This is a genomic window from Aggregatibacter kilianii (assembly GCF_003130255.1).
Classification (GTDB): Bacteria; Pseudomonadota; Gammaproteobacteria; order Enterobacterales; family Pasteurellaceae; genus Aggregatibacter; species Aggregatibacter kilianii.
Window position 1 is genome coordinate 141,509 of the sequence record NZ_NRCN01000001.1, and the last position, 14,871, is coordinate 156,379.

15 protein-coding genes are annotated in these 14,871 nt (G+C 43.2%); 1 reads left to right on the forward strand and 14 read right to left on the reverse strand.

Annotated elements, in window-relative coordinates; all coding sequences use genetic code 11:
- Positions 1 to 115: 115 nt before the first annotated feature.
- Complete coding sequence (locus DK428_RS00610; protein ID WP_109064021.1) at positions 116 to 1,264, reverse strand: IS4 family transposase; 1,149 nt, start codon at positions 1,262 to 1,264, stop codon at positions 116 to 118.
- 338 nt (positions 1,265 to 1,602) lie between these two features.
- Here DK428_RS00610 and DK428_RS00615 point away from each other — a divergent pair, with 338 nt between their 5' ends.
- The gene (locus DK428_RS00615; protein WP_109064022.1) at positions 1,603 to 1,875 is read left to right on the forward strand and encodes a hypothetical protein; all 273 of its coding nucleotides are present in this window, start codon (positions 1,603 to 1,605) and stop codon (positions 1,873 to 1,875) included.
- A 281-nt stretch (positions 1,876 to 2,156) separates the two neighbouring features.
- Here DK428_RS00615 and hybG read toward each other — a convergent pair whose 3' ends face one another.
- The 13 genes from hybG to trpE all read right to left on the reverse strand — a co-directional run bounded on the left by hybG (position 2,157) and on the right by trpE (position 14,709).
- Complete coding sequence (hybG, locus tag DK428_RS00620) at positions 2,157 to 2,432, reverse strand: hydrogenase maturation factor HybG (RefSeq protein WP_109064023.1); 276 nt, start codon at positions 2,430 to 2,432, stop codon at positions 2,157 to 2,159.
- A 29-nt stretch (positions 2,433 to 2,461) separates the two neighbouring features.
- A complete protein-coding gene (hybE, locus tag DK428_RS00625; protein WP_109064024.1) occupies positions 2,462 to 2,971 on the reverse strand; it encodes a hydrogenase-2 assembly chaperone in 510 nt (169 codons plus the stop codon).
- A gap of 123 nt (positions 2,972 to 3,094) precedes the next feature.
- On the reverse strand, positions 3,095 to 3,574 hold the full coding sequence (locus DK428_RS00630; RefSeq protein ID WP_109064025.1) for a HyaD/HybD family hydrogenase maturation endopeptidase: 480 nt from the start codon (positions 3,572 to 3,574) through the stop codon (positions 3,095 to 3,097).
- The gene (gene hybC, locus DK428_RS00635; protein WP_109064026.1) at positions 3,574 to 5,283 is read right to left on the reverse strand and encodes a hydrogenase 2 large subunit; all 1,710 of its coding nucleotides are present in this window, start codon (positions 5,281 to 5,283) and stop codon (positions 3,574 to 3,576) included. Before hybC ends, DK428_RS00630 begins: the two co-directional genes overlap by 1 nt.
- A complete protein-coding gene (hybB, locus tag DK428_RS00640) occupies positions 5,283 to 6,509 on the reverse strand; it encodes a Ni/Fe-hydrogenase cytochrome b subunit (protein WP_005700515.1) in 1,227 nt (408 codons plus the stop codon). Before hybB ends, hybC begins: the two co-directional genes overlap by 1 nt.
- Positions 6,502 to 7,542 carry a hydrogenase 2 operon protein HybA gene (gene hybA, locus DK428_RS00645; RefSeq protein ID WP_109064027.1) on the reverse strand — a complete coding sequence of 347 codons (1,041 nt, stop codon included), beginning with the start codon at positions 7,540 to 7,542 and terminating at the stop codon, positions 6,502 to 6,504. The genes hybB and hybA overlap by 8 nt, the downstream gene beginning before the upstream one ends.
- A complete protein-coding gene (hybO, locus tag DK428_RS00650; protein ID WP_109064028.1) occupies positions 7,535 to 8,698 on the reverse strand; it encodes a hydrogenase 2 small subunit in 1,164 nt (387 codons plus the stop codon). The genes hybA and hybO overlap by 8 nt, the downstream gene beginning before the upstream one ends.
- A gap of 300 nt (positions 8,699 to 8,998) precedes the next feature.
- The gene (locus tag DK428_RS00655) at positions 8,999 to 9,529 is read right to left on the reverse strand and encodes a hypothetical protein (protein WP_109064029.1); all 531 of its coding nucleotides are present in this window, start codon (positions 9,527 to 9,529) and stop codon (positions 8,999 to 9,001) included.
- 65 nt (positions 9,530 to 9,594) lie between these two features.
- Positions 9,595 to 11,025, reverse strand: a complete 1,431-nt coding sequence (gene trpCF / locus DK428_RS00660; protein WP_109064030.1) for a bifunctional indole-3-glycerol-phosphate synthase TrpC/phosphoribosylanthranilate isomerase TrpF — start codon at positions 11,023 to 11,025, stop codon at positions 9,595 to 9,597.
- A gap of 34 nt (positions 11,026 to 11,059) precedes the next feature.
- Positions 11,060 to 12,061 carry an anthranilate phosphoribosyltransferase gene (gene trpD, locus DK428_RS00665; RefSeq protein WP_109064134.1) on the reverse strand — a complete coding sequence of 334 codons (1,002 nt, stop codon included), beginning with the start codon at positions 12,059 to 12,061 and terminating at the stop codon, positions 11,060 to 11,062.
- Between the two features lie 11 nt (positions 12,062 to 12,072).
- Positions 12,073 to 12,465, reverse strand: coding sequence for a tautomerase family protein (locus tag DK428_RS00670; RefSeq protein ID WP_109064031.1), 393 nt, complete (start codon positions 12,463 to 12,465; stop codon positions 12,073 to 12,075).
- 101 nt (positions 12,466 to 12,566) lie between these two features.
- A complete protein-coding gene (locus tag DK428_RS00675) occupies positions 12,567 to 13,151 on the reverse strand; it encodes an aminodeoxychorismate/anthranilate synthase component II (protein WP_012771484.1) in 585 nt (194 codons plus the stop codon).
- Positions 13,152 to 13,161: 10 nt separating this feature from the next.
- A complete protein-coding gene (trpE, locus tag DK428_RS00680; RefSeq protein ID WP_109064032.1) occupies positions 13,162 to 14,709 on the reverse strand; it encodes an anthranilate synthase component I in 1,548 nt (515 codons plus the stop codon).
- Positions 14,710 to 14,871: the final 162 nt, after the last annotated feature.

Genomic DNA, 14,871 nt, shown 5'->3' on the forward strand with positions numbered 1-14,871 from the left:
TTACGTGGGCTAAATATTATCAAGAGTGCATTGATGGCGCGCGTTTCCTGACACGCGTGCCTTATACAAATTAAGGGGACAAGCACGCGTCGGGAGACAACAGCTGTTCGAAACCTTAACTTGGAACCCAAAGAAGGTCAACACCGCTTGGGTCTCCGCCACAAATTAAAACTATCTCTTTAATTAAAAGGCTTTCAATTTCAATGGCTAATCTTAACTTCGCCATCTTATAACCGGATAAACCGTTCTCTTTCTTATAAACAATTAATAAAATCGCCGTAATTAACGTCATATACATTTCCACTTTCATGCCGTTTTCATTACGTGAAAGTAAATGGCTAAAGTCTAAATGTTGCTTAATAAATTTGAAAAAAACTTCGATTTCCCAACGTCTCTTATATAACTCAGCCACCTCCGTTGCCGAATAATTTACATGATTTGTCAGAAAATAAATCTCTTCATCCTTCTCTTTTAATCTCGCGATAATTAATCGAAAAATATGCCGGGTTTCTTTATTTTCCTTATTAAATAATCTGACATTATAATCCGATTGTATAACCATACTTGCCGTCTCCCGGATTTCTATCGGATTTTCACTCATGACCCGATAACGCGCTATCTCACGAATCCGGGTCACAAAGGTAAAATGTTTATCGGTAAATTCATCAAACGTATTTCTTGACTGAATTCCCATATCAAACAATAAGATATTATCCCGGCTCAACGGACATTCCACAATTAGCTCTTTGAGCGCAACATCTTCCGAGGAATAAACCCGTTGCGTAAACAGTTTTGAGTTTACCGGTACGCTAGAAAACGCCACACTGAACTTGATTCCGTTTACACCCTGATAGCTCCCTACTTTCATTCCCGTTTTTAATAACTTACTTGACAGCGTCACGATTGTGGAATCAAAAGCGATAATGTTATCTTTCGGTTTTAAATAACTATCACTATATCGACTTAATACCGAGTCGAAAATTGCTTTAAAATAATCCGCATTAATGGTTCTTAATCGGTCGCTAATCGAATTATATTTTGCATGCTTTATCGGTTTATCAAATAATCCGGTAAAGGTTGGGGAACTGTAAAATTGCTCTAATGTTCTTAAGCTGTTATGTCGTACATTTAATGATGAAAATAGCAGTAAATAAAACATGACTTCACCGCTTAATTTTTTCACTTGACGGTCAACTTGATATTCCAATGCAAACATTCTTAACTGTTCTTTCGGAATATAGCTTAAGATTTCTCTGAGTTTCATCGCTCACCTCACTCTCTGTTAATAAGGTGATTTTACCTTTTTCTCAGGTTTCGAACAGCTGTGGTCGGGAGACGCGCGCTATCGGTTAGAATTTTAATATGATAGCGCAAGCGTCCACACTTGTGCTGAAAATTTAGATTCGTGGAAATAAAAAGGCACAAGCGGAAGATGCTTGCGCCAGCGGGGGGAAGATATTTGTTGAGTACAAGAATAATTCAAAATAAATTTTAATTGCACAAAAAAACAACAATATATAATCAAGAGCCTAACATATGGTTAGTTATCATAAGATATAAAAGTATTTCATTATTTTTAAGTAATAATATAGAGGAACCATTATGTCAAAGTATTTTAAATATCAAAAGGAACTTAGAAATTTATCTTCTGATTCAGTAGTAACTAAATTAGGAGCATTAGGTGCAATGACTTTAAAAGCAGTAGCAAATGTTGGAATTCTTATTATTACTGAAGTGGCTCCAGAGATGGCTAAAAATACTTTAAATAAATATGATAGAAACTTAAACGATGAGCAAAGAGAAAAACTCCATAAGGTAGTTAATAATGGAGAAACCTTTGAAAAGAAAATAACAAAATATACTAATAAGGAGTAAATATGTCAGGTTCAATCCATCTTCCACATACTTGTCCTAAATGTGGTACGGTTGCTCGTACAGCGCAAGAGTTACAAGAAAAATTTGGATATAGAACAACAAGTCCTGGTACTGCAACAAATCAAAGTTGGTGCAAAAGTTGTAGAAATCAGTAAGTAAACAAAAAGCATTTCTTTAATTAGAAATGCTTTTTTGTTTGCCTATTCAATTAAAAAGTGCGGTCAAATTCCCAACCATTTTTCTAAAAAACACTCAAAATTCCGACCGCACTTTCCTTTAAATCACCCCTGATTCAACCCTAAAAAATCCCCCACTTCATGTTCCAACTGGCTCATGGCAAGTAGGGCTTCTTGGGTTTGTTTGGCTTCTTCTTCGTCGATAATGCTCATGGCGAAGCCGACGTGGATGAGAACCCATTTACCGAGAAGGGATTGCGGGTCGCTATCGCAAATAAGGGAAATGTTGACTTGGCGTTGTACGCCGCAGACATCCACAGTGGCGAGTTGTAGAGCACTGTCACCGATTTGAACGATTTGACCGGGAACTCCTAAACACATAATTCTTTCACTCCATTTGAAAATTACGTCTATTTTATCATGGCCTTAAACAGGTTTCGGCGATCTGGATCAAATGTTGGCTGTTTTGTCGGCATGGATAAAACCATGCGCAAACAATCTTGCGTGAGTTGAACGGCTTGTTCGTTGGTAAGATTCGGGTCAAGGGGTGAGTGTAAAGAACAGCTTAAATATTGCGGGACGTTTTCAACACCACTGACGGTGAAGGTTAGCGCTTTGTAGGGCAGTTGTACGGTGAGTTTATCGCCTAATTCACGCGGTTCCCATTGTTGTTGAGGGCCGGGCAGAATGACAACGCTAATCATCCACGGTGCTAATACCGTGCCGATCCATTGTTCTTCAAATAAAACAAACTTAGGGCAGAAGCATTCAATACCTTTGTGGTAGAACGGCAGATCTTGCATTTCAGGCACAATGTTTTGCATTTCGGTAAGAAAAATATCCGTCGGATTTTCTTCAAAACCGTCAATTTGAGTTAAAAGTGCGGTCGAATTTTCAGATGTTTTTTCGTGTCGATACATGGTTTATTTTTCAATATTAATAAGATTAAAGCATAGCAGGTGAAATCTTAAAGAAAGTTCCCCTCTTTCGTAAAGAGGGGTTAGGGGAGATTTAACTCTTGTCTCTATTAATTACCCTCTTTTCTAAAGAGGGGAGTCTAGATTCAAACCATATTCAGCAATCACTTGATTCAAGGTTGCAAAAACCTTCGGTAATGCTTTTTGTATTGTTTCCGTCAAACCGATTCCGGATTCTAGCGATTCCGGTTGGATGCCGATAAGGCAAAGGTGTTTTGGGAATTCATCCGTTAATTTCATGGCGGAAAGCACATCACAAATGCCGAGTTGGTGTGGCGAAATTTTGCGGGAGAAAAAGGTTGGCACTTGATCGTCATGCAACACGACAATTTCTCCCGGTTGTTTATTAGCAAGCACGGCATCGACAATAATCAAATGCTCGCGATTGGCCATCGCATCCAGTAATTCCATGCCACAAGTACCGCCGTCGATGACATCAAAGTGCGGTTGAATTTCAGGGCGTTTTTCAAGCTCCTGTACAACACGCACCCCCACGCCTTCATCGCTTAACAAAATATTGCCGACACCAAGAATTAACGGCTTCATTACAATACCTTCACTTCAGTCACATCGCCGTTTTCTGTGTTAACAACGTGCACGGCGCAGGACATACAAGGGTCGAAAGAGTGAATAGTTCTAACCACTTCTAACGGCTTAGTCGGATCCGCCACCGGTGTACCGATAATGGAAAGCTCGTAAGGCCCCATTTGGTCTTGTTCGTTACGCGGACCTGCGTTCCACGTGGATGGTACAACCGCTTGGTAGTTTTCAATACGGCCATCTTTAATAACAACCCAGTGAGAAAGCATACCGCGTGGTACTTCACCGAAACCGACACCACGGAATTCACCGCTTGCCGGGATATCGGTTTTGATATAAGCGGTAGTGTCGCCTTTGGCGATGTTATCAATGAGCATTTGCCATTGTGTACCTAGAATGTCATTTAGCGCACAGCAATGGACGGTACGACCGATAATGCGTCCAAGGGTGGAGTGTAATTGGTCGGTAGTTAAGGTATTACCGGTCAATTTTTCATAAATGCCTTTTAATTCGTTGAAATGGGTAATGGTTGGTTTGTCATTCGCTGCCAAGCCGCAAATTAAATAGGCGAGCGGACCGACTTCTACCACTTTGCCGTAGAAGGTCGGCGCTTTTACCCAAGAATATTTGCCGTCATCTTGCCAACCGGTGTATTTCGGACGGGTTAAACCCACCCAAGGTTCGAGCGGTTCGTCGTCTTCATACCAAGCGTGTTTACCGCTTTCTTTAATGCCTTTTACGACGAACTCGTCTTTTTGGTTGTCAATGGCGCGGAAAGTGGATAAATCGCTGTTTTCAACATAACCGCCTTTCAACACAAATTTAGAATTATCCGCATCAATTGGATATTCCGGCACGGCTAAGTAGTTACCGGACGTTTTGCCAAGACTGAGCCATTCCGGATAGAAAGCCGCAAATACGGCAGCATCGATTTTATAAACTTGGTTGATAAAATCGCCTAAGCGATCAATGCAAGCTTTCACGAACATGAGACGTTCATGATTAAGCACGGCTTGGGAATCCAAATTAATTGGGTTCGCCACGCCACCGATAGCCAAGTTTTGGATGTGCGGTGTTTTACTGCCGAGCAATGCCACGACACGGTTTGCATCACGTTGGCATTCAAGGGCTTGCAAATAGTGCGCCACAGCAATGAGGTTGACTTCCGGCGACAGTTTCATTGCAGCATGACCGAAATAACCGTTAGCGAAAATACCGAGCTGTCCGCTATCTACCAATGCCTGAATTTTTTTCTGTACATTGCGGAATTCATTGGCGCTATTTAACGACCATGTGGAAACGCCTTTTAGCATATCTGCTGCTTTTTCAGGATCTGCTTTCAGAGCGGCGGTGATATCCACCCAGTCCATGGCGGAGAGTTGATAGAAATGTACAATATGGTCGTGAATCGTGTGCGCCGCAAGAATCATGTTACGAATATATTGTGCGTTCACCGGCACCTTAGCACCGATGGCATCTTCTACAGCACGCACACTGACAATGGCGTGCGTGGTAGTGCATACGCCACAAATGCGTTGCATAATCATCCACGCATCACGCGGATCCGCGCCTTTCACAATATTTTCCATACCACGCCACATCGTACCGGAGGACCAAGCATTGGTGACGACGCCGTTTTCAATTTCGCAATCAATACGTAAATGACCCTCAATACGGGTAATCGGGTCAATTGAGATACGTTTTTTTTCTGACATTATTCTGCTCCGCTAAGTTTTTTACTGAATGCCGCTTTTTCGGCAATGATTTTTTCTGATTCTTCTGTGTGCTTTTCTTTAAAGACCGGCAAGACCGGGAACAGACGAATGATTAAAATATAGGCACAAACCTCAATGGACACGAAACCGATTGAGATCAACAATTCTTCCGCTGATGGGAAATATTGATAGCCGTTGCCCGGGTTATACATGATAAGCGAGTAGTTCATCCGCCATAATGCGGCGCCGAGTAACATGCTAAGTGCCGAAATAAACAACCAACGGGAGTCGGATTTTTTCTCACCGAGGAAGAGGGTTAACAATGGTAAAACCATTAGCCAAACTTCCATCCAGAACATCCACGCTTCAAATTTGGTTAGTTTGTCAAAACCGAACACCAGTTGTAGTTTATCGTGATAAATCAATTCGCCGAAACGTACCACAAGGAAACAGAAGATTAAGCCTGCAGTAACTCGTGCCAATTGAGTGAATAAATGACGTTCGTCAGGTGTTTTTCCTGCAAGACCGGCTTTCACTAAGGAACCTTCAAAGATGACGATAGAGAAGCCCATAATGAAAGCAGTAAGCAAGGAGAGAATCGGTAAGACTTCATAACTTTGCCATACCGGATGCACTTTATGACCTGCCACAATCATTAAAGAACCCATGGAAGATTGGTGCATCATCGGCAACAAGGCACCCAAGGCAATAATGAAAAACATGATTTTATTGAGTTTATTAAACCATTTTTTCAAGCCGAGGAAACCGAGCCATACCGGGGCAAACTCCAAGGTCACCACAATGATATACACGGTCATACAAAACGCCGTTTCAAACAGCACGGAATTGGTGTTGAACTGTCCCGGAACGTAGAAATACGGCAAGTGCCAATAACGCCCCATATCAATGGTGATAGATAAACCGCCGAGGGAATAGCCGAATAAACTGGCAAGCAGGGCAGGACGCACGAGAGCGTGATATTTTCCGTTATTAAAAATATATACTGCCCAAGCCAGAGCCCAACCACCACAGGCAAATCCTGTGCCGACGAGCAAGTCAAAGGCAATCCATAACCCCCAAGGATAACCGCCGTTAAGAGCGGTGACGGAACCAATCCCGAACACCAACCGTTTTACAATCAATAAAATACAAAGTACGGCAAGGGGGGCAAAAAAGAGAATAGCGGCGGAAATTAAACGACCGCCCACCGGACGTGGATTACTCATGATCATCATCCTCCGCTTCTTCGATTTCTTTACGAGCCTGACGCATTGCTTCTTTTTGGGCTGCAATACGCTCGGCAATTTTATCGCCATGCATATTTTTGTAAGTCATAAAGGTTAAACCTGCAAGCGCCACTAATGGCAATGCCAAACCGCGATAGAGAAAATGTTGTAAATGCGCTGCCCGGGTTCCCGTGGCAACTTCATCTAGTGGCGGTAAGCCGAGATTTTCAAAAGGTACGCCACTTAAGGCTAACACTTGTGTACCACCGCCTTCCGTTTCGCCGTAAATGTGATATTGATACGCCGGCACGGTAGCGCGATATTTGTCGGTGCTGTTGACATGTTGGCGCGGATAGTCATATTCCGTACCGCGAATTAAATGTAAACGACGTTTGGCTTCCGCCAATAACTCTTCACGGGTACCAAAAATAATGGCACCGGTTGGGCAAACATGACAACAGCCCGGCAGTTCGCCTTTGTCGATGCGCTCCAAACCTTTTTGATTGCAAAGCTCACATTTGCTGATTTCACCGAACGGGTTGTCGTAATCGTATTTTGGCACGTCAAAAGGACAACCTACCATGCAGTAACGACAGCCCGTGCAAATGTCGGGGTCGTATTTCACAATACCGGTTTTCGGGTCTTTGGTGAGCGCCTGAACCGGGCAAACGGCAACACAGTTCGGGTCAACGCAGTGCATACATTGCTTTTTCACGTAAGCATAGCCGTTGTCTGTTTGGTCTTTATTTTTGCCGTCACCATCCGACCAAACTTGAATGATATTGCGGGTGAACGGTGTAAGTTTGTCGTTGTTTGACCAGGTTTGTTCGCCTTTAGGATTCACTGCGGTTTTATTGACTTGCTGACATTCCGCCACACAAGCTTGGCAACCTACACAAAGGGTAGAGTCGTACAGCATGCCAAGTGCGGTCGGAATTGGCGGTAAATTTTCGCTTGCCTGCGTTTTACTGACAGGCAAACCTACCGCAACGCCACCAAGCAAACCTGCTTTTAAAAAATTGCGTCTATCCATTTGATTTACCTGTTTGTTTTTTCTCTGCTTTTTCTGCAACTTTGACGGCAGCGCGGGCTTTGTGCTGAATACTAAGTTCCCGCAAGGTGACAACGCTGACGCCGGCCAAAATTGCCGCCGCACCGCCTAATAAACCGATTGCCGTCATGCTGGCACTTGAACCTTCCGCATTATTGACATCAGGTTTTTCCACCCGAGGGGTTGGATTTTCCACGCTGGATAATTGGAAAATGCCTTTAGTAAAGCCTACGCCTTTTTCATTACAGCCATAGCAAGGGTGCCCGATACCCACAGGCCAGTTATTGCCGCCGACATCACAAAATTCTAAGGTAGAGCAGTTGCCGTAAGTTTCCGGCCCTTTGCAACCGAGATGATATAAACACCAGCCGTGACGATGGCCGTAATCACCGTATTCTTTAGCAAAGCGTCCGGCATCAAAGTGCGGTCGGCGATAGCAGTTTTCGTGAATTAAGCGATCGTAAGCGAATAACGGACGGTTAAGTTTGTCCATTGCCGGCAGTTTCTTATAAGTCAGAATGTAAGCGACGGTCGCAAGGAAGTTATGTGGATTTGGTGGACAGCCCGGAATATTAATAACCGGCGTGCCTTTTGGTAATACGTCAGATAAGCTGCTTGCACCGGTTGGGTTGCCACCGCTGGAAGGTACGCCGCCCCACGCGGCACAAGAACCAATGGCAATAATGGCAGCGGCGCCTTTGGCGGCTTCTTGAATGTGTTCCACAATTGGTTTGCCTGCCACCATGCAGTAAACGCCGCCGTCTTTCACCGGAATGGAGCCATCTACGACTAAAACATATTTGCCGTAATATTTCTTCATGGCGTTGTGTTTATTATCTTCAGCTTGTTCGCCAAAAGCCGCAGAAAGGGTTTCGTGGTATTCCAAGGAAATCATTTCTAAGACTAAATTTTCCACCGTCGGGTGATTGGCACGTAGCAGAGATTCCGTACATCCGGTGCATTCTTGTGCACCAATCCATAACACCGGCGGACGAGCGGGCGCAGTTAATGCTTCTGTCATTTCCGCACCGGCTTTGCTACTTAGCCCCATTGTTGCCGCAAGTGCGGTACATAATTTCATGAAATCCCGGCGGGAAACATCGGCTAAGGCAGAAAATAATCCATCGCTTCTTTGCATATCATCACTCCAATTGGCACGTTGTTCGTATGGTTATTGGAATATGATATGCCTTGATGATGGGAATTTATTTGATCGTCATCAAGAATATCCCTATTTTTTATCCGAATATAAGATGTAACCTTTTGTTTTTATAGATTAATTGAGAGTTATTCTCATTTGTTAAATTATTATAACTATAAACAGGTATAGAACGGCAGATTGGCGTAAACGTATTTATAAGAATAATGAGTGGAAAAGAAAAGCACGCGTCTGGAGATGCGTACTTTTTATGTGATGAATGTTATATTTTATCAGTGGCTATATTTTATATTCGTCTGGTAATCGATGTTTTCTTCCTAGTAGGAGGAGGAAAATCAAAGCGACAGCACCATAGATTAACCATAAAATTCCGCCTCTTTTATGCTTTTGTTGTGCTTGTTTTGTGACCTGTTCAACATAAGCTTCGGAAACATTACGAAAGCAATGTTTTTCCTCGGCATCTAAACAGCTTTTGTTTAAGAAAGAATGTCTTTCTACCTGAATGAATTCAATGCTGGATAATTGAAAGTTTCCGGCATGGGAAAAACCGCAATATTCGATATAGCATCGGTCGCTTATATTTTTAGTTTGAATATATTGATTTAAATTGCCTGAAATTTTTTCTTTTTCTACTGTTACGTTAACATTGTGATAAATTTTAGTTTCTAGATAATTTTCTAAAGGGATATCATCTTTTACAATACTGATAAGATCACTGCTGAACATCAATGTGGCCACAACAAAAAATATCACCAACATGCAAGGATGCGGATGAATAAACGTGATTAAAAAATTAAAAAGTTTTTTCATAAAATCTCCTGATTGAGGATGATATGAATTGAAAAGTGGCTCATGCTTATTAAAGTTTGCCGATTTTACAAAATTGCCTTAAAAACCGACCGCACTTTTTCGGCATCTTTCACACCTGGAGCACTTTCCACGCCTGAATTCAGATCAACACCAACACAATGTTGTGCTAATGCCGCGTCAATATTGTTTGGATTGATGCCTCCGGCTAAAAGGATTTTATGTTTTAGTTGCGCAGGAATCAGCGACCAATCGAAAGCCTCACCCGTACCGCCTTTTTGTGCGCCTGACTTGCTATCGAAAATAAAACGATCAATCTCAGAAACGTCGTCAAAAACCACCGCACTTTTATGGGTTACATCTACGGAAATGGCTTTCCAAATGCGAATATTTTTAGGCAATTCGGCGCGAAGTGCGGTGATAAATTCCGGTGTTTCATCGCCGTGCAACTGAACGGCATAGAGCTGTAACTGCTGCGCGATTTTCACGATAAAATCGATGTCTTGATTTTGAAACACGCCCACAAAACGAAGTGGTGCGGCCGTCACCAATTCTTGGGCTTGGCGTAAACTGACACAACGTTTGGAATTTTCGACAAAAATCAGCCCACCGTACAATGCGCCGCTTTCGTAAACGGTTTTTACGTCTTGCGCACGGGTTAAACCGCACACTTTGTTTTCGCCAAAAATGACTTCACGCACGGCGTTGTTTAAGTCGGGACTGCCCATTAAACTGCTGCCAATTAAGAAGCCGTGGGCAACGTGTTGCAATTCGCGTACTTGTTGATAATGGTAAATGCCTGATTCGCTGATGATTCGCACATCGGCAGGAATGCGGTCGGCATATCGGGTGGTTAATGCCACCACGCGGTTTAAATCCACGCTTAAATCATGCAAATTGCGATTATTCACACCGATAATTTTCGCGCTTAACACCAAGGCGCGTTCAAATTCTTCTTCGTTACTGGTTTCGGTCAACACGCCCATGCCGAGAGAATGCGCTAAATCGGCTAAGATTCGATAAGTCTCGTCGTTCACCACTGAAAGCATAAGTAAAATAGCATCGGCTTGGTAAAAACGCGCCAAATAAACCTGGTATTCGCTGATCATAAAGTCTTTACATAGCACTGGTTGTGTGACAACGTCGCGAACTTGTTTGATATAGGCAAAATCGCCCTGGAAGTATTTTTCATCTGTCAGCACAGAAATCGCATTGGCATAGTTTTTATAGATCTGCGCAATTTCTGTCGGTTTAAATTCGCTACGAATCACCCCCTTGGAAGGCGAGGCTTTTTTACATTCTAAAATGTACGCCGGTTTTTGGTGCGTGCCTTTTGCTAACGCATCATAAAAAGAGCGGTCGGATTTTTGAATGTTTTTTTCAAATTCACTTAACGGAAATTCCGCTTCTTTGTTTTTTACCCATTCGGCTTTATCGAGCACGATTTTTTGTAACACCGTGGCGGTTTCAAGTGGTTTGGAAAAGTCTTGTGTGATCATGTTTATGTCTTATTTTTGAAAACGGGTCTTTAAATTAATAAGTTGTTAATTTCTGTAAAGTTTCAAACGGTTTGCCTTGTGCAATCGCATCCAATACCCGTTGTGCATTTTGTTTAATGTCTTCTTGTCCGAACAGTTTTAATAATAGTGCGGTGTTCATGGCAACGGCTTGGTTGTGTTCCGTTTTGCCTTTGCCTTGTAAAAGTGCGGTAATCATTTGCGCATTTTCTGTCGGTTCACCACCGCGCAAACTTTCCAACGGTTTGACTTGGAAGCCAAAATCTTGCGGTGTTAAGGTATAACGTTCAATCTCGCCGTTACGCACTTCCGCCACTTCTGTAGCGCCATGAATTGCCACTTCGTCTAAGCCACTGCCGTGCACAATAATCGTGTGTTCGTGACCTAATTGGGCAACGGTTTTGGCGTAAATATCAATCAGTTCGGGAGAATAAACGCCAAGCAATTGACGTTTTGGACGAGCAGGATTAATAAGCGGACCGAGAATATTAAAGAGCGTACGGGTTTTTAAGGCTTGGCGTACAGGCACGACATATTTGAAACCCGGGTGATATTGCTGTGCAAACAAGAAGCTGATGCCAATGTCGTCCAATGCTTTACGGGCGTGTTCTGTTGACATAGCGATATTGACACCCAATGCGGTTAATAAATCGCTTGAACCTGTTTTACTGGAAACACTACGGTTGCCGTGTTTTGCTACTTTGGCACCACAAGCGGCTGCGACAATAGCGGACGCCGTAGAAATATTGATAGTATTGGCGCTGTCACCACCTGTGCCGACGATGTCGGCAAAGGGGTAGTCGGGTGTTGGAAACGGTTTGGCATTTTTAACGGCGGCTAATACGGCGCCGTTGACTTCATCGATGGTTTCGCCACGCACTTTTAGTGCCACTAACATGGCGGAGATTTGTTCATTGCTTAACTCACCCAACATGATGGCGTTAAATAAGGCTTCGCTTTCCGCGGCGGTTAAGGTTTGTGCACCATAAAGTTTTTCTAATAGAGCTTGGTTTTCCATCATCCTTGTCCTTATTTATGAATATCGTAATCCAAATCGCGCGCTTCATCGCCGGTCATGCCACGGAAGCCCCAACAATGTGCCGGTTGCTCTTTGATGGTGATTTCCACGTCAAACGGGCTAATGCCTAATTTGTATTCAAATTCACTGAACAACATTTTGATTAAGCGCTTTTTGGTTTGTTCTAAACGACCTTGCATTAAATTGATTTCAATCACTATGTAATTGTCGGTGCGGTTTGTGGTATGCGGATAGTAAAAATCGTCGTCTTCCAAACAAATAAAACGAAGCGCGTGCTTGCCTTTGGCAACATCTAAACCGAGTTCCAGGCAGTTATAAATCACTTCCGCCACAGCGGATTTGCGAGGGGAGAGGGTGCGTTTTAAGCCATATACTGTGATCATTGTATTTCCTATTTATCTTATTTATTGATGGCGCGCGTCTCCTGACGCGTGTCTTAAGTTTTAATTGTAAGTTCAAGTTATGAAACGAGGCTACGTGATTATTAATTCCGTTTCAACAACCATTCCACCGATTGCGCTAATAACTGTGCTCCTTGCACCGTTAAAATAGACTCGGGGTGGAATTGGAAGCTACAAATCGGCAAAGTGCGGTGGCGAATTGCCATATTAATACCATTATAAGAAGCATTCGGAATCAATTCATCGGGCAAATTAATTCCCATGAGGGAATGATAGCGCGCAACCGGCATCGGGTTGGTCAAACCTTTGAACATGGCTTCATTGTCGTGTTCAATTCTGGACACTTTGCCGTGCAAAATTTCACCCGCATGAACGACTTTACCACCGAAGGCTTCGATTAATGCTTGATGCCCCAAACAAATGCCCAACATCGGTACTTTGCCGATTAATCGCTTAATCAACGGAATCATATTCCCCGCTTCATCCGGGGTGCCCGGCCCGGGGGAGAGGGCAAGAATCGTATCCGGTTGCGCCAAGGCGTTTTTTTCTAAAATGGCTAAATCGCAATCGTTGCGGTAAATGTGAACCTGATGTCCCAATCCGCGAAATTGATCCACCAAATTGTAAGTAAAGGAATCAAAGTTATCTAAAAATAAAATGGTTGCCATGATGTCACTCCTATTGATTCGCTTTCTTATTGGTTTGTACGATGGCGTTGATGACCGCGCGGGCTTTGTGACGGGTTTCGTCGGCTTCCATTTGGAGGTCGGAATCCAACACCGTACCGCAACCGGCTTGCACATGGGCGATGCCGTTTTGCACGAAGGCGGAGCGAATCACGATGCAGGTGTCAAAATTGCCATCAGACTGTAAATAGCCTACGGCACCGCCGTAACTGTGGCGTTTTTGTTGTTCAAACTGATAAATTAACTGCATGGCTTTGATTTTCGGTGCACCGGTTAGCGTGCCCATGTTCATACAAGCCTGGTAAGCGTGTAACGCATCCAGTTCAGGGCGAAGTTTACCTACAACGCGAGAGACAAGATGCATAATGTGCGAATAACGATCCACCTGCATTAAATCTTTCACATGGCGGGTTTTACTTTCGCACACACGGGCGATGTCGTTACGCGCTAAATCCACCAACATCAAATGTTCCGCCTGTTCTTTATGATCCAAACGCAATTCCAGTTCCAAACGGGAATCTAATTCGGGATCGATATTGCCGTCAGCATCAAAGCCGCGCGGACGGGAACCGGCAATCGGATAGATCTCCAACTGACGGGTAGTTTGCGAATATTTCAAGGCACTTTCCGGTGAAGCACCGAACAAAGTGAAATCCTCGTCTTGAATAAAGAACATATACGGGCTTGGGTTGTTTTGTTTTAACTGACGATAAGTCGCCAACGTATTCGGGCATTCAAGGGAGAAACGACGGGACGGCACGATTTGGAACACGTCGCCGCAATAAATATGCTGCTTCAGGCGTTCAATAATTTTTTTGAATTTATCATCATCTAAATTAATGGCGACTTCGGTAGAAGATGATTTGAGGCTCAAGTGCGGTCGAATTTCCAAGAGTTTTTTGGCAATCTCTTGGGCGTTCTGCTGCAACGTAGCCAACGTATTTTGTGCAAAACAAAAGGTTTGTAATTCCGCTTGTTGCAATTGATGGTCAATCACCAATAATTGTTCCGCTAAATAAAAGCAATAATCAGGGCAGGTAATGCCATCATCTTGCAAAGTGATGTTTTCCATCGGAATAAAATTTGCCACCAAGTCATAGGCGAATAACCCGCCTAAAAAAACCGGCAACGAGCTTGCCTGATAAAGTTCGGTGAAACAACGCAACCCGTCGAAAATGCTGTGCGCCAATAATTTGCTGTCTTCGTCTGCATTATTGTCGACAGGTTTGAATTCCACTTGCAGTTCGGTGCTTGTTTGGGATTTTACGTTTACCTGTGCCGAGAGCTTTTGCGCAATTAACGGTAACACTGTGGCACCGTTGTCGGTCAACGCATGAAAAATGACGCTTTGTCCCAAACAGGAAATTTTCATGGCCGTGTTAACGAGTAATAAACTTTTCAGACTGTTTTTGCTGGAAATTTCGGCAGATTCTAACAGTAGCGTATTCGGTTTGTTTTCACATAATGTGGCGAAAATGGCGGTAGGGTCGCTGTGATAAGGTACGTTTTGCGTAAAAGTTTGAATAAAAGCGGAAGACATTCTCATTTCCTTAAAAGCATGAAATAAATTTTGCACTATTAAACTAGTACAAGAATTGAAAGTCAAGAAAAATAAAAATTTTGTTTAAGAATGGTGGGAATGGATGAATAGCGAAGTAGGGCGGATTTAATATCCGCCCACGATATGAATCAAAAAGTGCGG